Below are 25,760 nucleotides of genomic sequence, written 5' to 3'. Positions count from 1 at the left end.
GAGTCTACTGCGTCAGCTGCGCGTTGACGAAGGTCGGCGTGGCCACCGTGCCGAGCGTGGTGACGCCGGTCGCGCCCCGCACCAGGAAGTGGTTCTGCTGGTCGTAGAGCGGCAGCACCGTGAAGCTCTCGAGGATGCGCTGCTGCGCGTCGGCGTAGAGCTCGGTGCGCTGCTGCTCGTCGAGCGTGGCGGCGGCCTCGTCGAGGATCGCGTCGAGCTCGGGATCGGACAGCTGCGCGTTGTTGGCGAAGTAGCCGGAGGGCGCCGGGACGATGCTGTCGGAGTGGTAGACCGTGCGCAGCACGGCCGGGCCGACCTTCGTGTAGGGGGCGCTCACGGCCTCGTACTCGTGCGCGGCGAGGGCGCCGTACCAGCTGCTCAGATCGACGGGCGTCAGGACCACGTCGAAGCCGACCGCCGCCGCGTTGGCCTGGATCTGCTCGAAGAGCGACTGCTCCGCCGCCGTGGACTGATTGGTGCTGACGGGGAAGCGCACGGTGAGGGCCTCGCCGTCCTTGATCCGCACGCCGTCGGCGTTCTGCTCGGTCCAGCCGGCCTCGTCGAGCAGCTCGTTCGCGGCGTCGGGATCCGTCGCGAACAGCGACTGGTCGCTCACCGCGGTGGGCTCGACGCTCGACAGTACCGAGTACGAGCGCAGCGCGGTCCCTTGGAAGAGCGCGTCGATGCCGGGGCCGGGATCGGCGGTGCGGATGAAGGCCTCGCGCACGCGGGCGTCGTCGAAGGGGGCCTGGCCCGAGTTCAGCTCGATGCGGTTGGAGGCGCCGGGGCGGGGCGCGTCGACGTGCTCGATGTCCGTACCCTCTGCGGCGACGATGTCGCTGGGCAGCGGGTTGTCGATCACGTGCACCTCGCCCGAGGCGAGCGCGGCGTTGCGGGTGGCGGCATCGGGGATGAAGCGCCACTCGATGCGCTCGAGGTGCGCGGGGCCGTCGTGATCGGCCTCGGGGCCGGGGGTGCGGTAGTCGTCGTTGCGCGCGAGGTCGATCTGCTGCTGCGGCGTCCAGCTTTCGACGACGAAGGGGCCGGTGCCGATGGGTGCCTGGCAGTTCTCCTCCATGCCGCGCGCGATGCCGGCGGGCGACTGGATCGCGGTCCACTGCTGGCTCAGCGACTCGAGCAGTGCCGAGTCGGGCTCCGAGAGCCGGAAGCGAACGTGCGTCTCGTCGACGGTCTCGATCTCGGCGATCTTCTGCACCGCGAGGTACCCGGTGGACGACTGCGTCTCGGGATCCTGCAGGTGCTCGATGTTGGCCTTGACGGCTTCGGCATCGAGCGGGGTGCCGTCGGTGAAGGTCACGCCCTCCTCGAGGGTGAAGTCCCAGGTGAGTCCGTCTTCGCTGGTCTCCCACCCGCTCGCGAGCCAGGGGGTGATCGCACCGCTCGCGTCGCGGCCGACCAGCGGCTCGAGGTACTGCGTCGAGATGAGCGCCTGAGGGTAGTTGCCGCCGACGTGCGGATCGAGGCAGGTGGGCTCGGCGTCGCCGGTCGCGTAGACGAGCGTGCCGCCCTCCTGCGCCGCGGCCGATCCCGCGTCGCCGCCGTTGGGGCCGGGCCCGGCGCACGAGCTGAGCGCGAGTGCGGCGGCTGCCGAGAGGGCGACGAGGCCCAGGCCGCGGGTGGATCTGTCGAGGGACGACTGCCGGATCATGGGTGCGCGGGGCTCCTGCCATTTATTAGATCGAGTCAAACAACGAGAGTCTACTGTATCGCGGGTGATGGGCGCGAGCGCGGGCAGCATCTGCGTGCGGCGGTAGGGTGGGGGTATGTCGTCTCCCGCCCGCGGCCGGCCGCACGCGTCCTCGCGCGAGGTGCTCGCCGACGCGGCGTGCGAGCTGTTCCTCGAGCAGGGCTACGAGTCCACCTCGGTGACCGAGATCACGCGCCGCGCCGGCGTGAGCCGGTCGAGCTTCTTCAACTACTTCTCGGGCAAGTCGGAGATCCTCTGGTACGTGCTCGACCGCCGCGTCGACGCGCTGCTCGAGGCCCTCGCCGACGCGGCCGTCGAACTGGGTGACGCCCTCGCGAGTTTCGCCGCGGGAGACAGTCCCGACACTCTCGCCCTCGCGATCGTCGACGCCCGCACGATGGGCGTCGAGGAGGAGCTCGCCGCCGGACGAGCGGCGCGTCAGGCCCGTATCGCCGACGCGATCGCAGAGCGTCTGGTGCGCGGGGGATCGCAACGGATCCGGGCCGAGATCCTCGCCGCAGGCTATGCCGCCGCGCTCGTCGCAACGGTGTGGCGCTGGGCCGATCTCGGAGCTGGCCGGCATCGCCTCGACGAGCTCCTCGGCGAGGCGATCGGGATCGCCCGCGAACTGTTGGCCTGATCGCGCCCGCGCGCCCCGGCCCGCCCGCGCCCTGCGCGGCGACGCCGGCCGTCAGTGCGGGATCGAGACCGCGGCGCGGTCCTGGAACGCGTGCTTGGGCACGATGAAGAGCAGGGTCGCCGCGGCGACGAGCGCCGATCCGCCGCACACCAGCCAGACCGTGACGTAGCCCTCGAAGGATCCCGCCGTGCCGCCGTCGGCTGCGCCGGTCGTGCCCTGCATCAGCGCGATCCCGAAGATCGCCGACGCGACCGCCCCGCCGAGCGTCTTCGTCGAGTTCGTGAGCCCGGTCGCCACCCCCGTGCGGTCGGCCGGCGCCGCGGCCGCGGCCGCGGCCGGCAGTGCGGCCACGAGCGCTCCGGAGCCGAGACCCACGACGACCATGTTGCCGACCACCTGCAGATAGCTGTGGTGCAACGGGAGGAACATCAGGTATCCGACGCCGATGAGGATCGCCGCACCCGCGAGCGTGAGCCGCGGTGTCAGCAGGCGGGCGCAGCGCGGGAGCGCGAGCGCGCCGATCACCATGGCGATGAGGTACACGCCGATGGCGAGCGAGGTGACGAAGCCGCGGGTCCCGAGCCCATAGCCGTAGACCTCGGGATCGGTGCGCATGAACGTGGAGAGCGGGGCCTGAGCGCCGAGCACGCTCATGCCGAAGAGCGTAGCGGTGAGGAACACCGGCGCGAGCGCTGGGGAGCGGAAGAGCCGCACATCGATGAGCGGATCCGCGTGGCGCAGTTCCCAGAGCACGAACGGCACGAGCAGCAGCAGGCCGAGCAGCACGACTCCCCAGGCCAGCGGATCCGCGGTGCCGCCCAGGCGCAGCAGGCTGAGACCGCCGGTGAAGGCGATGATGGCGAAGGAGACGAGCACGAGCCCGACGAAGTCGAGTCGGCCGCCCAGCTGCACGGGCGACTCGGTCACGCCGATCGCGATCACCGCGTAGCAGGCTGCGACGAGCAGCCCCGGCACGAGCAGCACAGGGAGGATCGGGAGCGCGTCGATGAGCAGTCCGCCGAGCAGGGCCCCGCTGATCGCGCCGGTCTCGAGCGCTGCGACGAGCAGCCCCGCCGCCTTCGCCGTCACCGCGGCCCGGTTCTCCTGGTCGGCGGTGCGCGACCAGATGAGCGCGATCTCCAGCGGCAGCCACACGACGTAGACGCCCTGCAGCGTCCATGCCGCGAGGAACAGGGGGAAGGTGTGCGCGAAGGGCAGTGCGAGCGTGGCGACGGCCGTGATCGCGGTCGACCAGAGCAGGATCCGCCGGTGGCCGACCATATCGCCGAGCTTGGCGAGCGCGGGGACGACGAGCGCCGAGAGCATGAGCTGGGACCCCTCGAGCCAGTTCACGTCGGCGTCCGTGACCCCGAGATGGCGTGCGATATCCGAGAGCATCGGCGTGTAGTAGCCCTGGATGAACCCGCTGGTGAACTCGACGAAGGCGAGGAATGCGACCACGCCGGTGAGGGCTCCGAGCGATCGGCGTGCCATTCGCGCCCCGTTTCTCCTCGCGCCCGCGTCGGTGCGGAGCGCTCCTGGAGCAGAGCCTACCGGCCCTGGCTCGTCGTGCCGCGCGAACGGAGCGAGTCGCGGTGTGTTCTGCGTGGGATCCTGCGACTTCGCGCAGGATGACGAGCGCGCGGCGGTGCGACGAGCATGCTGCGGTGCGACGAGCGCGCTGCGGCGCTCGAGCCACGAGGTGGTTGCGCCCGCAGCGGGGTTCAGAGCCCCTGCAGGAGCGCCCGGTGGAAGCGCGCTCCCCGCGCCAGTTCCGAGACCGCCACGCGCTCGTCCACGCCGTGGATGGTGGCGCGAAGCTCCGCCGACATCGCGAGCGGAGCGAAGCGGTAGCAGGCCGGCGCGAACGCGTGGAAGTGGCGGGCGTCCGTCGCCGCCAGCATCACGTACGGTACCGTCTGGGCATCCGGGTGGGACCGCCCGACCGCCTCGGCGATGAGGGCGAACTGCGCGTTGTCGGTCGCGGACTCCGGCGTGGGATCGTCGCCGTCGACCACCTCGACGGTCACCCGCCGGTCGGCGATGCGGCGCCGCACCCGGCGCGTCGCGCTCGCGACGGTCTCGCCGAGCGCGATCCTCAGGTTGACGATCGCCTCGGCCTGAGAGGGGAGCACGTTCGCGGCGGTTCCGCCGGAGAGCATGGTCGGCGCCACGGTAGTGCGCACCAGTGCCGCCGGTTCGCCGCCGAGCAGACTGAAGACGCGCGCCGCGAGCCGGGGAGCCGCCGCGAGCAGGCGGTAGAGCGCGCGCCCCGGCCCCCGCCCGCGCTGCGCGAAGAGCTCCAGCATGCGGGTGACGCCGTCTGGCGTGCGCGCGGGGAACATGCCCGGCGAGAGCCGCCCGACCGCGCGAGAGATCCTCCCGACCGCGGTGAGCGAGGGCGGGGCGGAGGCGTGCCCGCCGTCGCCGCGAACGCTGAGCCGCAGGGTGGCGATCCCTTTCTCGCCCACGCCCACCATCGCGGCCCGTCCGCGCACGAGGGGGAGCGGTGCGTCGACCACGGCGCCGCCCTCGTCGAGCACGAGCCACGGGGTGATCCCGCGCTCCCGGAAGCGCTCCGCGATCGCCTGTGCGGCGTCGCCGAAGGTCTCCTCGTTGCCGCCGAAGGAGAGGGAGACGTCCCGGGCGGGGGTGTACCCCTCGGCGAGCAGCCCCTCCACCGCCTCGAGGATCACGAGCAGGGGCCCCTTGTCGTCGAGGGCGCCGCGGCCGTAGACGAAGCCGCCCTCGATGACGCCCGCGAACGGCGGGTGGGTCCAGTCGTCGCTCTCATCGACGGGCACCACGTCGAAGTGGGCCATGAGCACGGCCGGCTCCAGATCCGGATCCTCGCCCCGCCAGTGGAAGAGCAGCCCGAGATCGGTGATCCGCTCGCGCTCCAGCCGCTCGTGCACCAGGGGGTAGAGCTCTTCGAGCAGCTCGATGAAACGCTCGAAGGGGTCGTGCCCGCGCTCCGCGATCTCCGCAGAGACGGTGGGCAGCTGGATCATGCGCGAGAGCCGTTCGGCGGCTCCGGTGCCGGGGGCGGTGTCGCTCATGCCCCCACCGTACCGCGCGGTGGGGCGGCGGCGGCAGGGGCGATGCGGCGGGAGTTCCAGCCTGTCACAGCGCCGCCGCGAGCCTCGTGCCCTGGTCGATGGCGCGCTTCGCGTCGAGCTCGGCCGCGACGTCGGCCCCGCCGATGAGGTGCGCCGCGATCCCGAGCTCCGCGAGCTCCTCGTGCAGTTCGCGCGCGGGATCCTGCCCCGTGCAGACCACGATCGTGTCGACCTCGAGGGTGTGCTCCTCGCCTGCGAGGCTCAGGTGCAGCCCGTCGTCGTCGATGCGCCGGTACTCGGCGCCCGGCACCATGCGCACGCCGCGGCGGGCGAGCTCGGTGCGGTGGATCCAGCCCGTCGTCTTGCCGAGGCCGGCGCCCACCTTGCTCGCCTTGCGCTGCAGCAGCGTGACCGCGCGCCGCGGGCGCTCCTCGGCCGGCTCGGCGAGTCCGCCCGCCCGGGCGTAGTCGGGATCGACGCCCCAGTGCGCCAGGAATCCCGCGATGTCGGCGGGATCCTCCGTCTCATCCTGCTCCGGCCCGCTCGTGAGGAACTCGGCCACGTCGAAGCCGATGCCGCCCGCGCCGAGGATCGCGACGCGATCGCCCACCGGGGCGCCGTCGCGCAGCACGTCGAGATAGCCGACCACGCTGGGATGGTCGAGCCCGGGGATCTCGGGACGACGCGGATGGACGCCCGTCGCGAGCACGATCTCGTCGAAGCCCGCTCCCGCGAGCTCGTCGGCCGTGACGCGGTGCCCCAGACGCACCTCGACCCCGGTCTCCCCGAGTCGGCCGCCGAAGTAGCGCAGCGTCTCGCCGAACTCGCTCTTGCCCGGCACCCGCATGGCGACGTTGATCTGACCGCCCACCCGATCCGATGCCTCGTAGAGCGTCACCTCGTGCCCGCGGGACGCCGCCGTGGTGGCGCAGGCGAGACCCGCCGGCCCCGACCCGACCACCGCGACGCGCTTGCGCGCGACGGTCGGCGCGATGATCAGCTCGGTCTCGTGGCCGGCTCGCGGGTTGACCAGGCACGACGTGAGCTTGCCCGCGAAGGTGTGGTCGAGGCAGGCCTGGTTGCAGCCGATGCACGTGTTGATCCGTGCGGCCTCTCCCCGCGCCGACTTGCCGACGAACTCCGGGTCGGCGAGGAACGGGCGGGCGAGCGAGACCAGATCGGCGCATCCCTCGGCGAGCAGGCGCTCGGCCGTCTCGGGCGTGTTGATGCGGTTGGTGGTGATGAGCGGGATCGACACCTCGCCCATGAGCTGCTTCGTGACCCACGCGAACGCTCCGCGCGGCACCGAGCTCGCGATGGTCGGGATCCGCGCCTCGTGCCAGCCGATCCCCGTGTTGAGCAGGGTGGCTCCCGCGGTCTCGATGAGTCGCGCCAGTTCGATGACCTCGTCGAGCGTGGCCCCGTCGGGCACCAGATCCAGCATGGATAGACGGTAGACGATGATGAAGCGCTCGCCCACGGCCGCCCGCACCCGCCGCACGATCTCAACCGGGAAGCGGGCGCGGTGCCCGAAGGATCCGCCCCAGCGGTCGACGCGGTGATTCGTACGCCGCGCGGTGAACTCGTTGATGAGGTAGCCCTCGGAGCCCATGATCTCGACGCCGTCGTAGCCGGCGCCCTGCGCGAGCACGGCCGTGCGCACGTAGTCGTCGATCGTGCGCTCGATCTCGGCGTCCGTGAGCTCGCGCGGGACGAAGGGGGAGATGGGGGCCTGGACCGGGCTGGGGACGACGATGTGCGGGTGCGCCCCGTATCTTCCGGCGTGCAGGATCTGGAGTGCGATGCGCCCGCCCGCCGCGTGCACCGCGTCGGTGACGGTGCGGTGGGGCTCGGCGTCGGCCTCGCTCGCGAGCGTCGCGGCGCCGGGCTTCAGCCGCCCCTCCGCGTTGGGTGCGATGCCCCCCGTGACGATCAGAGCCGCGTCGGCGCGCTCGCGGTAGAACGCGGCGAGGCGGTCGAAGCCGCCGGGTACCTCTTCGAGCCCGAGGTGCATGGAGCCCATGATTACCCGGTTGGGAAGGGTGGCGAATCCGAGGTCGAGGGGTTCGAGGAGATGCGGATAGGTCTGCGCTGACATGCCTTCACCGTTCGGGATCTGGGGGTGTGGGGGGGCGGATCGGGCTGCCGTCGGTACCGGGCCGCGGGGCCGCAGCGCCGCGGCGCCGTTCGTGGATGTCACGAATGTAGTGCGACCTCTAAACGCGTGTCGAGTTGGCTGTGGTGAAGATACAAATGCGTGTGTGTGCGTGTGTGTGCGCGTGTGTGCGCGAGTGCGTGTGTGTGCGCGAGTGCGTGTGTGTGCGCGCGTCGTCCGTGCGTGTTCTCGTGCTCCCGCCCGGATGCTCGCGCGCCAGTTGTTGTCGCCTCCCGACGGGAATGGCAGCAACAAGTGACGCCCGTCGTCCGTGCGTGTTCTCGTGCTCCCGCCCGGATGCTCGCGCGCCAGTTGTTGTCGCCTCCCGACGGGAATGGCAGCAACAAGTGACGCGCGTTGCGGGGTGTGGGGCGCGGGAGAGTACGAGCTTCGGCGCGCACAAACGAGGGGGTGCGGGGCCGAAGCCCCGCACCCCCTCGGTGTCGCGTGCGACTTAGAGCGCGCGGATGTTGCTCGCCTGCAGGCCCTTGGGGCCCTGCTCGACGTCGAACTCTACACGCTGGTTCTCGAAGAGATCGCGACGGCCGCTGCCCTGGATCGCGCTGAAGTGCGCGAAGACGTCGGATGCTCCGTCGTCAGGGGTGATGAAGCCGAAGCCCTTTTCGGAGTTGAACCATTTCACGGTGCCAGTGGTCATGCTGTGTTTCCTTCGTGTTGCTGGCCGCTGCTGCGACCGGGGTACCACGGCGACGGCGCCGACGTGGAGACTGGTAGCGTGCCGGGATCCCGGGGGAGCTCGGCGAATAAAACGTGCTGGAGTGTTCCTACGTTCGGCATTACTGGTCTTACGCTCGAGCCTAGCCCACTTGCCCGAGATATGCCGACGATCGTGACCGTCTTGTGTCTTTCCGGCCTCGGGTGCGGCTTGACAGGGTCGGGATCCGGCGTATTCTTACTTATGGTCATTCTGACCATAAGGCGCACCCGACGGAGAGGCGGTGGACGTGCAGTACGACAGCATCAGCGCGAGCGAGCGGCGCTACCTGCCTCCTGCGGTGGCCGTCTCGGTCGTCGCCTTCGCGCTGCGCCCGCCGGGCGGCGCCGTGCTCGGAGAGCGGGCGGAACCTGCTGATGGCACGACGCTCTGGATCCCGCTTGTGCGACGCACCAGGGCACCGTTCCAGGGGCGGTGGGCGCTGCCCGGCGGGCCCACCCAGTGGGATGAGACTCTCAGCGACACGGCGCTTCGCACGCTTCGAGACGCCGTGCAGTGCGGTCCGGGGTACCTGGAGCAGCTCTATTCCTTCGGCGGCGTCGAGCGTTCGGCCGAGGCGCAACGCCTCGTGACGATCGCCTACTGGGCGCTCTACGGCGAGTACGAGCTCGAAGCCGCGCCGCCGACGGTGCGCGCTGACCGGCCCGTGCACTCCGACCACCCGGCGCAGCTTCCGCGAGATGCCGGTCCGCCCGCTTCCGGGGTGCGGCGGCCGCGACCGGCGCGGCGCTGGGATGATGCGATCGAACTTCCGCCGGCGCGCTTCGATGCCGGCCGGCATCCGCTCGATACCGGCTCCCAGCGCGACGCGAACGTCGCCTGGTTCTCGGCGGACTGGCTTCCCGAGCTCGCGTTCGACCACGCCGAGATCGTGGCCTACGGGCTCGCGCGTCTCCGCTCCAAGACCGAGTACGCCGCGGTGGCGCATCGTTTCCTGGGGCCGGTCTTCACCCTCGCCCGCCTGAGAGCCGTCTACGAAGCCGTGCTCGGCGAGTCCGTCGACCCGGCGAACTTCCGCAGGCAGGCGCTCGCGCAGGGCAATCTCATCGATACCGGCGAGGTCGAGACCGGCACTCCTCACCGACCTGCTCGGCTCTACCGCTTCCGAGGCGATCCCACAGGCACCGGGGATCCCGATCGCCCGGACATCCCCCGTCGTCCCCATCACACCCCATCGAGGAGCGCATCATGACGAGCGTGCACGAACTCATCCGGGCCGCCGCCGAGCGCGAGGCCGCCGCGCGGGCGCCGCGCGGACGGCCGGCGGGTAGGTCGCACCGCCGGCCCATCGCCCTGCGCGCGACCGGCGCCTCGAGCTGCGACTCCGGCCTGGTGAACGATCCGTGGGCGATCGACCGCGCGCCCGGGTACGGCCCGGGGGCCTCTGTGGCCGATGCGATCCCGGGCGATGCCCCGCGGCAGGGGCCTCTGCCTGCCCGGTACACCGATGCCTCCGAGGAGCAGCTGCACGACTGGATCGTCGCTGCGAAGGCCGAGCTCGGGCAGCGGGTGCAGATCCTCGGGCACTTCTACCAGCGCGACGAGATCGTGCAGCACGCCGACTTCGTGGGCGACTCCTTCATGCTGGCGCAGGCCGCGAAGCAGCACCCGGAGGCCGAGGCCTTCGTGTTCTGCGGCGTGCACTTCATGGCCGAGACGGCCGACATCCTGTCGGGGCCCGAGCAGGCGGTGATCCTGCCGAATCTCGCCGCGGGCTGCTCGATGGCCGACATGGCCACGATCGACCAGGTCGAGGCGTGCTGGCGAGAACTGACGACATCACTGGGTCCCACGGAGGACGGACTGCAGCCCGTGATCCCCGTCACCTACATGAATTCCTCCGCGGCGATCAAGGCATTCTGCGGTCGCAATGGAGGCATCGTCTGCACCTCCTCGAACGCCCGCACCGTGCTCGAGTGGGCGTTCGAGCGCGGGCAGCGCGTCGTCTTCTTCCCGGATCAGCACCTCGGTCGCAACACGGCGAAGGCGATGGGGATCGCAGAGGATCGGATGCCGCTGTGGCGCCCGCACCTGCCACTCGGCGGCAACACCGAGGAGCAGCTGCGCGACGCCCGAGTGATCCTGTGGAACGGCTTCTGCTCCGTGCACAAGCGCTTCACCGTCGCCCAGATCGAACAGGCGCGCGCCGACTACCCCGGCGTGAAGGTCATCGTGCATCCCGAGTGCCCCGCGGCAGTCGTGGAGGCCGCCGATGGTGCGGGTTCCACCGAGTACATCCGCAAGGAGATCGAGGCCGCCGAGCCAGGCGCCGTGATCGCCGTGGGCACGGAGATCAACCTCGTCAACCGGCTCCAGCAGCAGCGTCCCGACCTCACGATATTCTGCCTCGACCCCGTCGTCTGCCCCTGCTCGACGATGTACCGGATCCACCCGGCCTACCTCGCCTGGACGCTCGAATCGCTCGTGGCCGGGGAAACCCCCAACCGCATCGCGGTCTCCGAGGAGGTGGCGGGCGACTCGCGCATCGCTCTCGAGCGGATGCTCGCGGCCCGACCGTGATCCTCGTCATCGGCTCCGGCGTCGCCGGCCTCGCCTGCGCGGTCGCCGCGGCGACCGGCGGAGCGGACGTCACCCTGGCCACCCCCGGTGCGCTCTGGGCGGGGGACGCGGGCGATGCGGGCGATCGCGCAGATGATCGCGTCAGTGGTGGTCGTGCCGCCGACGCGCTCGCCGGCGGCAGCACCGCTCTGGCGCAGGGCGGGATCGCGGCCGCGCTCGGCGCGGGGGACACCCCCGCGCAGCACCTCGCTGACACGGTGGCGGCCGGAGTCGGGCTCGTCGACGCCGAGGCGGCCGAGGTGCTCACGACGTCCGGCGCCCGCGTGGTGCGCCGGTTGATCGCCGAGGGGTTCGCCGCGGATCGCGGAGGCGATGGCGGCCCCGCGCTCGGCCTCGAGGCGGCGCACGGGCGGCACCGCATCGTGCACGCGGGAGGCGACCGCACCGGGGCAGTGCTGCACGCGTTCTTCGTCGAGCGGTTGCGCGCGTTGTCCGCGGCGCGTCGGATCCTGGTGCGCGAGCGCTGCACTGCGATGTCGCTGCGCACCGAGTCGGGAGCCGTGGTCGGCGCCGTGCTGCGCGGCCCCGACGGTATAGAGACCATTCGTGCGGAGGCCATCGTGCTGGCGACGGGCGGCTATGCCGGCCTCTTTCCGCGCAGCTCGAATTCCGCATCGTCGCGTGGAAGCGGCGTGGTGCTCGCGGCGCGCGCGGGAGCCCTCGTGGCGGACCTGGAGTTCGTGCAGTTCCACCCCACCGTGCTGCACGGCAGCGGTGCGCTGATCTCGGAAGCGGTGCGCGGCGCCGGGGCGGTGCTGCTCGACGGATCGGGATCCCGCTTCATGGTTGAGCGTCATCCGCTCGCGGAACTCGCGCCCCGCGACGTCGTATCGCGGGAGATCGACCGGCTGTTGCGGCAGCGCGGCGAGGATGCCGTGCGGCTCGATGCGACTGTGATCGAGCGAGCGGAAGGGGCTGGAGCGCTGGCGCGGCGATTCCCGGGGATCTCCGCCGCCACCGCCGCACTCGGCTACGACTGGAGACGTGAGCCGATCCCGGTGTCGCCGGCTGCGCACTACACGATGGGCGGAGTGGTCAGCGACCTCGACGGCCGCAGCAGCGTGCCCGGGCTGTTTGTCGCGGGCGAGGCGGCGTGCACCGGGGTGCACGGCGCCAACCGCCTCGCGTCGAACTCGCTGCTCGAAGGCCTCGTCTTCGGGGAACGAGCGGGGCGCGCCGCCCGGTCCTTCGTTGCGGGCGGGCCCGGGGAAACGGGTCGATGGGAGCCGCGCGGCACAGGATTCCACGCGCTCGAGCGCGATTCGTCCGTCGTGGGCATCGCGGCTCCGTCCGCGACGAGAGTCTCTGCCGCGGTCCCCGCATCGGCCGGAGAATCGCGCGCCGAGATGATCGCGCGCCCCGGAACGGCCTCGCGTGCGATGACCTCGCACGCCGAATCGGCATCTTCGATTCGGCAGGATGCAGCTGCGGTGAGCCCGGCCGTCGCGGCGCTCCGCGGCGTGGGCGGCGACGATGTCGAACTCGTGGAGATGATTCGGGTCGCGGCATCCGAACGCACGGAGTCGCGCGGCGCCCACCAGCGGTTCGATCATCCGGACACCGATCCCGCGCAAGCGGTGCGGCGCGCGTACCGCTTCGTGCTGCCCTCGGACGGAAGATCCCTCCCCGAAGCCGGCTCCATCCACGCCCCCGTTTCCACCTCGATCTCCGAGCAGAGGAGCCTCACATCGTGCTGACCCGCCGCATCATCGAGACCGTCGTGCGCAACGCGCTCGACGAGGACGCACCCTGGGGCGACCTGACGGCCGAGCTCGCGATTCCGGAGCGAGCGCGTGTCGACACTCGCCTCGTCGCGCGAGAACCGGGGGTGTTCGCCGGTGGCCGACTCGTCGTCGAGGCCTTCCGGCAGACGGAGCCGAGCATCGAGGTGACCCGACTGATCGCCGATGGTGCGGCGTTCGAGGCCGGCGACATCCTCGCCAGCGTGTCGGGGCCGGCCAGAGGGGTGCTCACCGCCGAACGGGTCGCCCTCAACCTGAGCCAGCGGATGAGCGGAGTCGCCACCCTCACGGCTCGCTACGTGGCCACCGTTGCGCACACGCGGGCGCGGATCGCGGATACGCGCAAGACCACCCCCGGGCTGCGGGCGCTGGAGAAGCACGCCGTGCGCGTCGGCGGCGGCTCCAATCACCGCTTCGGGCTCTCGGACGCCATCATGGTGAAGGACAACCACCTCGCTGCGCTGGGGGCCGTCGATGACGCCACGACCACAGCGGCGCTGCGCGAGTTGCGCGAGCGCGCGGGGCACACCACCTCGATCATCGTGGAGATCGATCGTCTGGACCAGCTCGATTCCGTGCTGGCGGCGGAGGTCACGGGGATCCTGCTCGACAACTTCTCGCTCGAGGACCTCGCGACCGGTGTGCGCTGGATCGACGGTCGTGCGGTCGCGGAGGCGAGTGGTGGGGTGACGCTCGACACGGTGGCGGCGATAGCTGAGACGGGGGTGGACGTGATCTCGGTCGGGCAACTGACCCACGGGGCGCGAGCACTCGACCTCGGGCTCGACGCGGCGTGACGGCGGTGCGCCACATGCAAGACGTGCAGGACGTGCGCGACGTGCGTGAGATTCGAGACGCGCGGCTTTGCGGCGCGAGTGTGGCCGGGTCGTGAGCACCACCGAGCCGACACGGGCCCCGCACGCGCCACGATACCTCGATGCCGCCGCGACCGCGCCGTTGCGCGCGGAGGCTCGTGCGGCGCTCATCGACGCGCTCGATGCTGGAGCGGCGAACCCGTCGAGCGTGCACTCCGCCGGGCATCGCGCACGAATGATCGTGGACGAAGCGAGGGCGCGTGTGGCGGCGGGTCTCGGCGCCCGCGCTGGAGAGCTCATCTTCACCTCCGGTGGCACGGAGGCGAACAACCTCGCCGTCATCGGCCTCGCGCTCGCGAATCCGCGCGGGCGGCACGTGGTCACCACCGCGGTCGAGCACCCCTCCGTGCTCGAGAGCTGCCGGTATCTCGAGCGGGTTTTCGGGTTCGAACTGACCGTGCTCGACGTCGACGGGACCGGCCGCGTCTCGGCCGAGGCGCTCGCCGCGGTGCTGCGGCCCGACACGACGCTCGTGTCGATCGGCCTTGCGAACGGCGAGGTGGGAACCGTGCAGCCCGTTCCCGAGCTCGCGGCGGTCGCGAGACTCCGCGGGGCGCTGGTGCACACCGACGCCGTCCAGGCGGCGCCCTCGCTGCCGGTCTCCTTCGGCTCCGCCGACCGCGCGTCCGGGCCTGATGCGACGATCGCCGGGGATGGGTGGCCGGGCCCGGGCGTCGACGCCATGACTGTGGCGTCCCACAAGTTCGGGGGCCCGCAGGGCGCGGGGGCGCTGCTGCTGCGCGGGCACCTGCGGCTCGAACCGCTGCTGCACGGCGGCGGGCAGGAGCGCGGCGCACGATCCGGCACCGAGAACGTGGCCGCGATCGCGGGATTCGGAGCCGCGGTGCGCGCGTGCGCGGCCGATGTCGGCTCTCGAGCGCTCGAGCTCATGCGCAGCCGAGACGCGTTCGTCGAACTCGTGCTCGCGGAGGTGCCCGGAGCGCGTCTGACGGGACACCCGAGCGAACGACTGCCGGGGCACGCGTCGTTCGTGATCGAGGGGGTCAGCGGAGAATCCCTGCTGGTCGCGCTCGACGCCGCCGGTTTCGCGGTCTCCTCCGGCTCGGCCTGCGCCGCCGGCAAGGATGAGCCGTCGCCCACGCTGCTCGCACTCGGTCTGTCGCCCGAGATCGCGCAGACGGCGATCCGATTCACGTTTCCGGCGCCGCTCTCGGAGACGGATCTGGCACGCGTCGTCGCGGTACTGCGCCTCGAGGCATCGGCCGCCGGGGCTGCGCGTCCACGGCGCATGTGAGCTGCGCAGTGCGGCCAATCGGCACCGGGCACTATGCCGCACGGTTCTCGAACCGCGGTCGTGGCACGTAGCGCGGGAACGAGACCAGACGTTCGACCATGCGTGCGATCTCGCAGGCGGGATCGAGGGCGGCGGCGTGTCGTGCCTGCCGCTGAGCGACCGACTGCGTGCCGCCCAGCCACCACACCCACGCGCTCAGCGCGAGCAGACCCGAACGCAGCTCCTCGGGGCTCTCCGAGACCGCGGTCAGGAGTTTTCGGCGGAGCCCGGGGAGACGCTCGAACTCGATGAAGTCGGGACTGATCCCGGCGAGCACCCCGCGGATCGACCAGCCTGTGTCAGCGCTCCGCGGCGGGTCATCCTCGAGGCCGACGGGGATCCCCTCGAAGCGCGCCGACCCCAGTTCGCGAGCCAGCTCCTCGGCGAAATCCGGTCTCGTGAGGATTCCGAGTGCGAGCAGCAACCAGCGGTCGGAATGCTGAGCGCAGCGGATCAGTCGAGCGGTCATCGGCGGATCTACTGGATGCTCCGTGTTTCTGAGCGCACGCACCACATCGGCGGTGTCGGCCATCCATTCGAACGCCACGCTGGCTGGGAAGGGCCGCTGCCGGTCGGCGCCGCCGATCGCGTCGTCGTTGCAGCCGCCGCCGATCGCGTCTCGGGCGTCGACGCCGGAACGGGGCACGGCATCGCCGCCGTCCGCACCCTCCAGCCGTCCCTCTGCGGAGCCGAACGGAGCGATCCGTGCGAGCGCGGTCGCAACCTCTGCACGCCTCACGGGATCGGGCTCGGGGATCGCCCCGAGATCTGACAGCGCCGGCTGGGTATCGCCGCGCAGTCGCGCCTCGAGCGCGATCGGGCTCTCGGCGATCTCGCCCAGCGGGCGTCCACGCCTCGGGGGCGCGGGGTCGAGATAGCTGACCCAGCCATCGGGGGCGATGCAGCACAGTTCGCGCGGTGCGAGCCCGACGCCGCGCAGACGCCGCTCGAGGCGCTCGGCGAGTCCGCGCCAGGGCGGCCCGCCGGTCTCGGCGAAGGTCTGTTCGCTCGACACCACGATGGCCGGTGCCGACGGGGTCCCTTCGGTTGCGCCGAGATCGCGGACCGCATCGCAGATCAGCTCGATGAGCCCGACCGAGTCGCCGGGGTCGTCGGATGCCGGGAGATCGATGCGCATCGCACGCCCCGCTCGGCTCCCCGAGAAGAACACCACGAAGATGCTGTTCACCGCGGTGAACCCGACGAGCTGGGGGAGCGCGGCGAGGAAGTCGGCCGTGCTGCGGCAACGGATCACTTCGGGCGTGTCTCGGGTGGAATCGTTCATGCCTCGATCCTGCGTTGTCACGAAGACTGAATCGGGGTTGCTCACATGCGGCGACGAATCTTCGCGCCGAATCGCCGAGATCACCCTGCTGTGAGCGAAGCTTCGCGCACGCGACGGCTTGCTGCAATACGTGGATCGACGCCCAGGAGGACGATTTTCGGGGAACGTCCTTCTGGGCGTCGATCGCCTGCCTGGGGCGTCGGGGCCCAGCCCACTACTCCACGAGCTTGCCCTCGACCGAGGTGTCGATGGCGTCTCGGGCGAGGTCGCGGAACGAGTCCGGCGCCTCGGCCACCCGCTCGAAGGTCACGCCGCCCTCTGGCGTCCACACGAAGCTGCCGCGCAGCTCGTCGTTCTGCTCGGGGAAGTCGGAGCGGTTGTGGCAGCCGCGGGTCTCGCGGCGCTCGACGGCGCACTCCAGCGTCGCGCGCGCGGCCAGCAGCGAGCCGTAGAGGTCGAAGGCGTGGGCGAGGTCGTCGAAGCCGGCGATGTCCGGGTGCACACCGAGATCGCCGGCGCGATCCTCGATCGCTCCGAGCTTCTCGAGGCCCTCGCGCAGGCCCGCCTCGCTGCGCACCACGCCCGCGTGCTCGGTCATGAGGTTGCGCACCTCGCGCTGCAGCAGGCGCGGCGTCTCCGTGCCCGTGCTCGAGAGCAGCCGGCGCATCTCTGCGCGGGCCTCGCCGACCGCGTCGGTCGAGCGGGTCACCTGCGTCAGCCCCGATACGTACTCGGCGGCGTCGGCGCCCGTGATGCGGCCGTACACCAGCAGCTCGATGAGGGAGTTGCCGCCGAGGCGGTTGGCGCCGTGCAGGCCGGAGGACGCCTCGCCGATCGCGTAGAACCCGTCTACGCCCGTGCTGTGGCGCTCGGCGTCCACCCAGACGCCGCCCATGGAGTAGTGAGCGGTGGGAGCGATCTCGATCGGCTGCTCGGTGATGTCGAGCATCTGCAGATCGATGAGCGTGCGGTACACCCGGGGGAGCTTCTCGAAGATCGTCTCGCGCGGCAGGTGGGAGACGTCGAGGAACACGCCGCCGTTCGTGGTGCCGCGACCCTCGACGATCTCGGTGTAGCTGGCGAGGGCGACGCGATCTCGGGTCGAGAGCTCCATGCGCTCGGGATCGTAGCGCTCCATGTACCGCTCGCCGAGCGCGTTGCGCAGGATCCCGCCCTCGCCGCGCGCCGCCTCCGACACCAGCGTTCCGGCGGCGTCGGCCGGCTCCAGGATGCCCGACGGGTGGAACTGGACGAGCTCGGCGTCGCGGATCCTGCCGCCCGCCAGCGCCGCGAGGCGGAACGAATCGCCGGTGTTCTCGTCGCGGCGTGAGGAGGTGTTGCGCCAGATGCGGTTGTGGCCGCCGGCTGCGAGGATCACGGCGTCGGCGTGGATGAGCACCGGCGTGCCGTCGACGATGTCGAAGCCGTAGGCGCCGAAGATCCTGCCGTCGGCGGCGAGCAGTCGGGTGATGTAGATGGTGTCGACGATGGGCACGTCGAGCTCGCGAGCGCGGCGCAGCAGGGTGCGCTGGATCTCGAGACCGGTGTAGTCGCCCGCGTAGCAGGTGCGGCGGTACTTGTGGGCGCCGAAGAAGCGCTGGCTGATCCGCCCGTCCGCCTCGCGCGCGAAGGGCATGCCCCAGCGCTCGAGATCCTCGATTCCGCGGGCGGCGTTCCGGGCGACGACCTCGATGATCGCGGGATCGCCGAGGAAGTACGACTCGCGCAGCGTGTCGGCGGCGTGCTGCTGCCAACTGTCCTCTGGATCGATCGTGCCGAGCGCCGCGTTGATGCCGCCGGCGGCGAGCGTGGTGTGGGCGTCGTGCTTGCGGCGCTTGCCGACCGTGAGCACCTGCACCCCGCGCTCGGCGAGCTCGATGGAGGCTCGGAGGCCCGCGCCTCCGGTGCCGATGACGAGGACCGAGGTGGAGAGCAGGCGTTCGCGAGTGGCGGTGTCGGTGGTTGCTGCGATGGTGTTCATGCGGACCACGCTAGGCATCCGCGTTCGATTACTCCAATGAATAGTCTGGATGGTGATGATGCGACTACGCTATGCATATGAATCTTGAGCAGCTCCGGGGTTTCGCCGAGATCGCCCACACCGGGCACTTCACCCGCGCCGCTGAGCGCTTGCATCTCGCGCAGCCCTCGCTGAGCCGGCAGATCTCGAGTCTCGAACACGAGCTCGGGGTCGAGCTCTTCCATCGCGCACGCGGCAACGTCACGCTGACCGCGGCGGGGGAGCGGCTGCTGCCCATCGCACGGCGCATGCTCTCCGACGCCGAGACGGCGCGCGGAGAGATGGCCGAACTGGCGGGGCTGCGTCGCGGCAGGGTGCGGCTGGGAGCGACGCCGACGCTGTGCACGAGCCTGGTGGCCGAAGTGCTGGCCGAGTTCCGAGCGCGCCATCCGGGGATCGACGTCGAGATCCTCGAGCGCGGGTCGCGCAGTCTCATCGCCGCGCTCATGGAGGGGTCGCTCGACCTGGCGCTCATCGTGACGAGCGTGTCGTCGGGCGCGGCCCGCGCGGTGCTCGAGCGCGAGCCGATTCTCAGCGAGCGGCTCGTGGTGGTCTCGTCGGCAGCGGCGCCGGATCCGTTCGCGCGCGAGGGATCGGGATCCGCGGCCGTCGAACTGCGCGAGCTGGCCGAGGTGCCGCAGGTGCTGTTCCCGGAGAACTACGACCTTCGGGTTGCGGTCGACGCGGCGTTCGCTGCAGAAGGGCTCGCTCCCGCGGTGGCTGTGGAGGGCGCAGAGATGGACGCCGCGCTGAGCTTCGCGGAGCGGGGGATCGGCGTCGCGGTCGTGCCCGCGATGGTGGCCGTCGACCGACCGCAGCTGCGCGCGGCGCCGCTCGCGGGCGGCTCGATGATCCGCACGATCAGCGTCGCCCGACGCTCGGACATGGCGCCGACGCACGCGAGCGCGGCCCTGCAGGCGCTCGTGCGCGAGACCGCGGACCGGCTCACGGAGCCGGGCAGCGCGATGGCGCGTCTCGTGGAGCGGGCGTAGCCTCGCCCTGGCCGATGCTCGCCATTCTGCGCGTCGAGGTGCGCGGGCCGCGTGTTCGTCATTCTGCGCACTGCGACTCGCAAGCTCGCGCAGCACAGGCTCCGTCGCAGAATCCAGCGCCTGGATCCTGCGACTCGCTTCGCTCGCGCAGGATGACGAGGAGGGGGAGGATCCTGCGACTCGCTTCGCTCGCGCAGGATGACGAGGAGGGGATCCTGCGACTCGCGAGCTCGCGCAGGATGACGAGGAGGGGATCCTGCGACTCGCGAGCTCGCGCAGGATGAAGAGGGGTCAGGCCCGCCGGGACACGAGCTCCGCGATGGCGATCGGCGCGTAGGGCGACGTGCAGCCGGGCGAGGTCGGGTAGTCCTCGAGCACGCGCAGCCGCTCTCCGATCTCGAGCGCGCGGGCCCGGTGCTCCGGGTGGCAGACGCCGATCTGCGTGAGGCACCAGTTCATGGCCCACTGCAGGCGATCCGGAGCGTCGCGCATCTCGGCCTCGATCGTGTCGAGCAGCCCGGACAGATCCAGCCCGTCGGGGGACTTCGCCACCCGCTCGGTCGTCAGCGCCCACCCCGCGCTCGCGACCACCGGATCCGGATCCGAGAACCACACGCGCCTCAGCGCCTCGGCGTGGGGGCTCTTCTTCACCACGTAGTTCACGAGCCAGTCGTGCACCTTCGGGATGCGCGCCTCGCGCAGCATCGAGTCGAGCTGCGCCTCCTCGAAGGCGCGGGGCTTGCAGATGAGCAGGGTCACGAGTCGCGCAGGAGTGTATCCGGTCGCCCACAGCTCGAGCGCGAGATCCTGATTCGACTTCAGTGCCTTGGCGATCGCCCGCAGCTTCGTCAGATTGACCCCGTGATCGTCGCCGTGCTTCTCGTTGACGGTGCGGGCCTGCGGATCCTCGAGCGCCTCGAGCGCCGCGACCACGTCGGCCGCGCTGCTCTCCAGGGTGATTTCACTGGACATTGCGGCCTCCTTGCCGGGTCTGCGGGGGATCGTTCGGACGGGGCCGATCCGCGCGGTCTGGATCGACGACGCGGGCTCAGCCGCGCTGCGCCTCCACCTGCGCCAGGTCGGCCTCCAGAGCCACCCACCCCAGCATGGCGCACTTCACGCGCATCACGAACTTCGAGACGCCCTGCAGCGCAACGGCGTCGCCCAGCAGATCCTCGTCGGGCTCGCCCTCGCCTCGTGCGTGGATCATCTCGCGGAAGGCGCCGATGCGGGTGCGCGCCTCGTCGACGGTGAGCTGCTCGTCGCGCACGAGCTGCGCGAGGATCGAGGCCGAGGCCATCGAGATCGAGCAGCCCTGCCCCTCCCAGGCGAGCCGCTCAATGCGGCCCGTCGCGGCGTCGACGGCGATCGACAGGTCGATCTCGTCGCCGCAGCTGGGATTGAACTCGTGATGCGACGCGGTGAGCGCGCCGGCGGGCGCCTCCAGGGAGCCCTTGCCCACCGGACGCTTGGAGTGGTCGAGGATCAGCTCCTGGTACATGCTGTCGAGCGCGCTCATGCGGCCACCTCCACGCCGAAGTACCGCTGGGCGCCGCGGATCGCGTCGAGGAACCGGTCGACCTCGTCCTCCGTCGTCGTCAGGTGCACGCTCGCGCGTGTGCTCGAGGTGATCCCGAGGGCGCGGTGCAGCGGCTGCGCGCAGTGGTGCCCCACCCGCACGAGCACCCCTTGCTCGTCGAGGAACTGGCCGACGTCGTGCGCGTGCAGACCCTCGATCGAGACGGCCGCGAGCGCGATGCGATGGGCCGGATCCGAGGGCCCGAGCAGCCGCACGCCCGGGGTTGCCGCTATGCCCGCGACCAGGCGCTCCACGAGCTCGTGCTCGCGGGCGGCGGCGCGCTCCATGCCGACGGCCTCCAGGAAGGAGACGGCGGCGCCGAGCCCGACGACCTGCGAGACCGGCTGCGTCCCGGGCTCGAAGCGCATGGGCGGGGGCATGAAGTCGGCGCGCTCCATGGTCACCTTCGTGATCGCCGACCCTCCGGTGCGCGAGGGCGGCAGCGCCGCGAGCAGCTCCGGGCGACCGTAGAGCACGCCGATGCCGTTGGGGCCGAGCATCTTGTGGCCGGAGAACGCGGCGAAGTCGACGCCGAGCGCCGCGAAGTCGACGGGGATGTGCGGCACCGACTGGCAGGCGTCGAGCACGGTGAGCGCGCCGACGCTGCGCGCCAGTTCCGCGAGCTCGGCGACGGGCGCCACGTACCCCGTGGCGTTCGAGACGTGCGCGAACGCGAAGATGCGCGTGCGCTCGTTCAGGGCCGCCCGCGCGTCGTCGAGGCTCCACGTGCCGTCCTCGCGCGCCGGGATGTAGCGGAACGAGGCGCCCGTCTTCGCCGCGAGCCGCTGCCAGGGGATGAGGTTGGCGTGGTGCTCGGCCTCGGTGACGAGGATCTCGTCGCCCGGCCCGAGGGCGAAGCGCTCGCTGCCCGCGAGGCCCAGACCGGCGTTCGCCTCCGCGATCCCGAGCGCCACGATGTTGAGCGCGTCCGTGGCGTTCTCGGCCCAGACGATCTGCTCGGGCGCGGCTGCGCCGACGAAACGGGCCACTGCGGCGCGGGCGCCCTCGAAGGCCTCGGTGGCCGTGCCGACGGCTCCGCTCGTGCCGCGATGCACTGCGGCGTTCGCCGTCTCGAGGAATCGGCGCTCGGCGTCGAGCACCTCGGCCGGGCGCTGGGACGTGGCTGCTGCATCGAGATAGGCCGGCGTGGGTGCGCCGGTGCGCGCGGCGGACGCATCGTGGGCGGCGAAGTAGGGGAAGGCCGCGCGGAGTTCGGCGACCTCCGCGGGGGTGAGCGCGAGAGCAGGCATGGTCTCCATTCTTCCACCCGAAGCGGTGCGCCGGGTGTGCGGGTCGTGCGTCCACCCCGTGCAACATCCTCCCGGGCGGCGATATTCCGCATGCAGGCTCGGCTTCGCCGGGGAATGCGAGAGAGAGGTACCTTCGCGCGTCAGTAGTTGCTGCCTCATCTCGGTTTTGATGACAACAACTGGCGCGCGAGGAATGGGGCGTGGGCCGGGTCGGGATCAGGCTGGGCCGGGTCGGGATCAGGCTGGGCCGGGTCGGGATCAGGCTGGGCCGGGTCGGGATCGCGGGCGCGGGTGCCGGATCGTGACCCGGCGGGGTGCGCGGAGCAGGACGAGCGGGAAGCGCGTGAGGGCGGCAGTGCGGCGGCTCAACGGGCGGTGGGCGGCGTAAGCAGCCAGTTCACGAGACCCGCGAGCACCGCCACCAGGCCGGCGCACAGCGGGAGGATCATGGCGGCGGGCACACCGAGGTTCTCGGCCACGGCGCCGGCGGCGGCTGCGGCGAGCGACTGCCCCAGCATGATCGCCGAGCCCAGCATCGTCATCACCGTCGCGGAGCGCCCCTCGGGGCTGCGCGCCGCCCCGAACCCGTAGAGCGTCACCAGGAGTGGCCCGATCCCGATGCCGGTCACCGCGAGGCCCAGTGCCACCAGACCGATCCCGCTCCCCGGATCTGCGGCGCCGGCAGCGGCGAGGATCGCCTCGCCTGCCACGATGAACACGGCGAAGACCAGCCACCGATAGCGCAGCGTGAAGCGCGGTGAGAAGAGCGCCACGCTGATCGCGAGGATCGCCGACCCAACGCCCATCACGCCGTAGAAGAGCCCGGCCGCCTCGGCGGCGCCGCGCGCCTGCATGAACGCGGTGAGCGAGGTGAGGGTGGTGCCGAAGACCATGCCGACCGCGAAGATGCCCAGCACCACGATGAGCAGCGAGGGCCGAGCGAGTTCCGCAGCCGGGGCAACCGTGGCGGCGCGCTCCTCGGGGGTGGTTGCCGAGGAGCTCGTGGGGTGCAGCGCGAAGGCGGTCACGAACACGAGCGTCAGGGCGGCCGCCCCCGCGATCGGCGCCCAGGCGCCCAGGGTCGTCGCCAGCAGGCCCACGATGACCGGGCCGAACACGAAGACGACCTCGTCGGCCGCCGACTCGTACGCGAGCACGGTCGAGATGGTGCGGGGGCGGCGCTCGGTCGGCAGTTCGGTCTTGATGATCGTGACGAGCCGCGACCGCGACATCGGCGACGTCTGCGGTATCGAGGCGCCGACGAGGAACGCGGCGGCGAAGACCGCGAACGACGGAAGCGGGCTGTAGGCGATCCAGGCCAGCAGCCCCATCGCCGCACTGTTGACGCACGCAGTCGCGAGGAGGGTGGGGCGCTGCCCGTAGCGATCCGCCGCCGCGCCGATGAGCGGGCCGAAGACCGCCGAAGCGATGCCGACCATGGCCGACCCGAGACCGGCGATCTCGACCGATCCGCGCACCGAGACGAGCAGGGTGAGCACCCCGACGACGCCCATGGCGAAGGGAAGCCGGGCGACGAGCGCGAGCGGGAAGTAGACGAAGCCGGTGCGCGAGACGAGGGTGTCGCGATGCGCCGGGGTGCTGCTCGATGAGTGCATAGCCGACCAAGCCTAGCAGTGCCGGATCGGGCTGTGCCGGATCGGGCTGTGCCGGATCGGGCCGTGCCGGATCGGGCCGTGCCGGATCGGGCTGCAGCGCCCCCGGATCCCGCGTGGCGCGCCGCGCCCAGCCGGCTAGGAGCGGTCGGGAACCTCGATGCCCTGCTCGACCAGGAAGGCGCGGAACGCATCGCCGTCGGCGGGGGCGCCGGGGTAGGGCACCCCGTCGACCACGACGAGCGGCGTGCCGGTGACCATGAGCGCAGGGTCGGCCGCGAACGGCACGGGGTTGGCGAAGACCCAGTCGTTCAGCGCGAGGGCGAACGAGGTGAACCGCTGCTCCTCGATGCAGGATCGGGCGGCGCGGTCGAGTCCGCCCGTCGCGCGGTCCAGCTCGGCGAGGATCGTCGCGTCATCCTTGCCCGGCTCGCTCTCCGACGGCTGGAACGACGGATCGAGCAGCGCCGTGTGGGCGTCCCAGGCGGCCTCCGGCTGCTGATCCGCCATGCAGGCCATGGCCCCCGCGACGCGCGAGGAGTAGGCGTCGGGCGAGATGCGGTCGAGGAAGGTGAGCGGGATCATCTCTACGGCGGCCGATCCGTTCGAGATCACGGACTCCAGGGTGTCGGCGTTGGCCGCCTCGAACTCCGCGCAGTAGGGGCAGCGGTAGTCGATGTAGACCTGGATGTGCGCCGGCTGCTCGAGTGCTGCGGCGTCGCGCGGCTCGGGAAGGGCGTTGTCCTGCGGCGCCTCGGAGCGGAAGAGATCGATGTCGCCCGAGCCGTCGTTCACGAAGGCGAGGCCGCCCGTCGCCATATTGGCCGGCCACTGCACCGCCGTGCTCTCACCGGGATCCGAGGGATCCGCCGGTGCGGTCGGCGCGCCCTCCTCCGACTCGACCCCGATCTCCGTGCTCGGCTCCTCGGCGGCGATGAGTGTGCCGAGCGCCAAACCGCCCACCGCGACGGCCGTGAGGATCGCGAGCGCGCCGCTTGCCACGCCGACGATGCCGGGCGCCCGCAGCTGCCGCAGGGCGAGAGCGACGACGCCGAGGACCACGGCGACGAGGCCGAGGATCGCGCCCACGAGCACGAAGGCGTTCACGGAGAACGCGCCTACCACGGCGGTGAGCAGCGCGATGAGGCCCAGAGCCATCGCCGCGATGGCCCAGCCTTTGCCGCGCCGGCCTGCGGGCTGGGCGTAGGGGTGGGGTGGCGGTGCGGACGGGGTCAGCTGCGGATCGGTCATGCGGACCATCCTCGCAGATCGTGCCCGGCTTCGCGTGGGCGGTGCCCGGCTCGGCGTCGGCGGCGGCGGGCGTAGCATGGGAGGCATGATCCTCCTCGCGGCGACGCCCATCGGCAACCTCGGGGACGCCTCGCTCAGACTGCGCGAGACGTTCGAGGCGGCCACGGTGATCGCGGCCGAGGACACGCGGCACACCGCGCAGCTGCTGCGCCTGCTCGGGATCGAGAACCGGCCTGAGCTCGTCGCGCTCCACGATCACAACGAGCACGAGCGCGCCGCGTCCCTGGTGGAACGGGCGGCGAGCGAAGATGTCGTGCTCGTCAGCGACGCCGGGATGCCCACGGTGTCGGATCCCGGCTTCCGGGTGGTGCAGCTGGCCGCGGAGCGAGGCATCGAGGTGAGCGCCGTTCCGGGGCCGAGCGCCGTGATCACCGCGCTCGCAGTCGCGGGCCTGCCCACCGACCGTTTCGCCTTCGAGGGCTTCCTGCCGCGCAAGTCCGGCGAGCGATCCCGTACCCTCGGCCAGCTCGCCGCCGAGCGCCGCACGCTCGTGTTCTTCGAGGCTCCGACCCGGGTGGCCGCGACGCTGCGGGAGCTCGCCGGGGCGTTCGGCGAGGGCCGGCCCGCGGCGGTCTGCCGTGAGCTCACGAAACTGCACGAGGAGGTGCGGCGGGGGTCCCTGGGCGAGCTCGCCGCGTGGGCCGACTCGGGAGTGCGCGGCGAGGTCGTGCTCGTGGTCGGCGGCGCGCCGCAGGTGGACGCCTCGCCGGACGCCGCGCTCGAGGAGGTGCAGCAGCGCGTCGCCGAGGGCGAACGGCTCAAGGACGCCACCCGGGCGGTCGCCGAGGCGACCGGGCTGTCGGCTCGCGAGCTCTACGCCGCCGCGCTCGCCGCGCGCACCCCGTAATCATCTCGGTGAGCGCTGTCCGCGCGAGCCAAGGCCCGCGGCTGCTCACCATACCCAGTCCACGACACACCGAG

20 protein-coding genes are annotated in these 25,760 nt (G+C 71.6%); 8 read left to right on the top strand and 12 right to left on the bottom strand.

What is annotated here, in order from left to right; genetic code table 11:
• Nucleotides 1-4 precede the first annotated feature (4 nt).
• Entirely contained in the window at nucleotides 5-1,669 is a 1,665-nt protein-coding gene (locus tag EVS81_RS04705) for an ABC transporter substrate-binding protein (protein WP_130109357.1), read from the bottom strand.
• Nucleotides 1,670-1,784: 115 nt separating this feature from the next.
• On the opposite strand from EVS81_RS04705, the gene EVS81_RS04700 reads away from it, so the two are divergent.
• A complete protein-coding gene (locus EVS81_RS04700) occupies nucleotides 1,785-2,348 on the top strand; it encodes a TetR/AcrR family transcriptional regulator (RefSeq protein ID WP_130109356.1) in 564 nt (187 codons plus the stop codon).
• 51 nt (nucleotides 2,349-2,399) lie between these two features.
• On the opposite strand, the gene EVS81_RS04695 is transcribed toward EVS81_RS04700, so the two are convergent.
• The 4 genes from EVS81_RS04695 to EVS81_RS04680 all read right to left on the bottom strand — a co-directional run bounded on the left by EVS81_RS04695 (nucleotide 2,400) and on the right by EVS81_RS04680 (nucleotide 8,220).
• A complete protein-coding gene (locus tag EVS81_RS04695; RefSeq protein WP_130109355.1) occupies nucleotides 2,400-3,842 on the bottom strand; it encodes an MFS transporter in 1,443 nt (480 codons plus the stop codon).
• A 230-nt stretch (nucleotides 3,843-4,072) separates the two neighbouring features.
• Entirely contained in the window at nucleotides 4,073-5,407 is a 1,335-nt protein-coding gene (locus tag EVS81_RS04690; RefSeq protein WP_130109354.1) for a M20/M25/M40 family metallo-hydrolase, read from the bottom strand.
• A 64-nt stretch (nucleotides 5,408-5,471) separates the two neighbouring features.
• Nucleotides 5,472-7,505 (bottom strand): NADPH-dependent 2,4-dienoyl-CoA reductase, encoded by a 2,034-nt coding sequence (locus EVS81_RS04685; protein WP_130109353.1) that lies wholly within the window; start codon nucleotides 7,503-7,505, stop codon nucleotides 5,472-5,474.
• 511 nt (nucleotides 7,506-8,016) lie between these two features.
• The gene (locus tag EVS81_RS04680) at nucleotides 8,017-8,220 is read right to left on the bottom strand and encodes a cold-shock protein (protein WP_105806241.1); all 204 of its coding nucleotides are present in this window, start codon (nucleotides 8,218-8,220) and stop codon (nucleotides 8,017-8,019) included.
• A 301-nt stretch (nucleotides 8,221-8,521) separates the two neighbouring features.
• Between EVS81_RS04680 and EVS81_RS04675 the strand changes: the two genes are divergently transcribed.
• From EVS81_RS04675 to EVS81_RS04655, 5 genes are all read left to right on the top strand, one after another.
• Nucleotides 8,522-9,490, top strand: coding sequence for an NUDIX hydrolase (locus tag EVS81_RS04675; protein ID WP_205879388.1), 969 nt, complete (start codon nucleotides 8,522-8,524; stop codon nucleotides 9,488-9,490).
• Complete coding sequence (gene nadA, locus EVS81_RS04670; protein WP_130109352.1) at nucleotides 9,487-10,818, top strand: quinolinate synthase NadA; 1,332 nt, start codon at nucleotides 9,487-9,489, stop codon at nucleotides 10,816-10,818. The genes EVS81_RS04675 and nadA overlap by 4 nt, the downstream gene beginning before the upstream one ends.
• Entirely contained in the window at nucleotides 10,815-12,575 is a 1,761-nt protein-coding gene (locus EVS81_RS04665; protein WP_130109351.1) for an L-aspartate oxidase, read from the top strand. Before nadA ends, EVS81_RS04665 begins: the two co-directional genes overlap by 4 nt.
• The gene (gene nadC / locus EVS81_RS04660; protein WP_130109350.1) at nucleotides 12,569-13,417 is read left to right on the top strand and encodes a carboxylating nicotinate-nucleotide diphosphorylase; all 849 of its coding nucleotides are present in this window, start codon (nucleotides 12,569-12,571) and stop codon (nucleotides 13,415-13,417) included. The genes EVS81_RS04665 and nadC overlap by 7 nt, the downstream gene beginning before the upstream one ends.
• Before the next feature lie 91 nt (nucleotides 13,418-13,508).
• Nucleotides 13,509-14,750: a cysteine desulfurase family protein gene (locus EVS81_RS04655; RefSeq protein ID WP_130109349.1), complete on the top strand. Its 1,242-nt coding sequence runs from the start codon at nucleotides 13,509-13,511 to the stop codon at nucleotides 14,748-14,750.
• 31 nt (nucleotides 14,751-14,781) lie between these two features.
• Here EVS81_RS04655 and EVS81_RS04650 read toward each other — a convergent pair whose 3' ends face one another.
• Nucleotides 14,782-16,074 carry a DUF4192 family protein gene (locus EVS81_RS04650; protein ID WP_130109348.1) on the bottom strand — a complete coding sequence of 431 codons (1,293 nt, stop codon included), beginning with the start codon at nucleotides 16,072-16,074 and terminating at the stop codon, nucleotides 14,782-14,784.
• Nucleotides 16,075-16,288: 214 nt separating this feature from the next.
• Nucleotides 16,289-18,055, bottom strand: a complete 1,767-nt coding sequence (locus EVS81_RS04645) for an FAD-binding protein (protein ID WP_130109347.1) — start codon at nucleotides 18,053-18,055, stop codon at nucleotides 16,289-16,291.
• A gap of 77 nt (nucleotides 18,056-18,132) precedes the next feature.
• Between EVS81_RS04645 and EVS81_RS04640 the strand changes: the two genes are divergently transcribed.
• A complete protein-coding gene (locus EVS81_RS04640) occupies nucleotides 18,133-19,086 on the top strand; it encodes a LysR family transcriptional regulator (RefSeq protein WP_130109346.1) in 954 nt (317 codons plus the stop codon).
• A 291-nt stretch (nucleotides 19,087-19,377) separates the two neighbouring features.
• Here EVS81_RS04640 and EVS81_RS04635 read toward each other — a convergent pair whose 3' ends face one another.
• From EVS81_RS04635 to EVS81_RS04615, 5 genes are all read right to left on the bottom strand, one after another.
• Nucleotides 19,378-20,058 (bottom strand): DNA alkylation repair protein, encoded by a 681-nt coding sequence (locus EVS81_RS04635; protein WP_130109345.1) that lies wholly within the window; start codon nucleotides 20,056-20,058, stop codon nucleotides 19,378-19,380.
• A 76-nt stretch (nucleotides 20,059-20,134) separates the two neighbouring features.
• Complete coding sequence (sufU, locus tag EVS81_RS04630; protein WP_130109344.1) at nucleotides 20,135-20,605, bottom strand: Fe-S cluster assembly sulfur transfer protein SufU; 471 nt, start codon at nucleotides 20,603-20,605, stop codon at nucleotides 20,135-20,137.
• Nucleotides 20,602-21,924 (bottom strand): aminotransferase class V-fold PLP-dependent enzyme, encoded by a 1,323-nt coding sequence (locus EVS81_RS04625; protein WP_130109343.1) that lies wholly within the window; start codon nucleotides 21,922-21,924, stop codon nucleotides 20,602-20,604. Before EVS81_RS04625 ends, sufU begins: the two co-directional genes overlap by 4 nt.
• A 356-nt stretch (nucleotides 21,925-22,280) precedes the next feature.
• Nucleotides 22,281-23,531 carry an MFS transporter gene (locus EVS81_RS04620; protein ID WP_130109342.1) on the bottom strand — a complete coding sequence of 417 codons (1,251 nt, stop codon included), beginning with the start codon at nucleotides 23,529-23,531 and terminating at the stop codon, nucleotides 22,281-22,283.
• A 135-nt stretch (nucleotides 23,532-23,666) separates the two neighbouring features.
• Nucleotides 23,667-24,779: a DsbA family protein gene (locus EVS81_RS04615; protein WP_130109341.1), complete on the bottom strand. Its 1,113-nt coding sequence runs from the start codon at nucleotides 24,777-24,779 to the stop codon at nucleotides 23,667-23,669.
• Nucleotides 24,780-24,864: 85 nt separating this feature from the next.
• Between EVS81_RS04615 and rsmI the strand changes: the two genes are divergently transcribed.
• Nucleotides 24,865-25,686: a 16S rRNA (cytidine(1402)-2'-O)-methyltransferase gene (gene rsmI / locus EVS81_RS04610; RefSeq protein WP_130109340.1), complete on the top strand. Its 822-nt coding sequence runs from the start codon at nucleotides 24,865-24,867 to the stop codon at nucleotides 25,684-25,686.
• Nucleotides 25,687-25,760: the final 74 nt, after the last annotated feature.

This window comes from Leucobacter triazinivorans, from assembly GCF_004208635.1.
Taxonomy (GTDB): domain Bacteria; phylum Actinomycetota; class Actinomycetes; order Actinomycetales; family Microbacteriaceae; genus Leucobacter; species Leucobacter triazinivorans.
The sequence above is the reverse complement of the archived record's forward strand: the minus strand, read 5'-3'. Positions and strand labels throughout refer to the sequence as shown.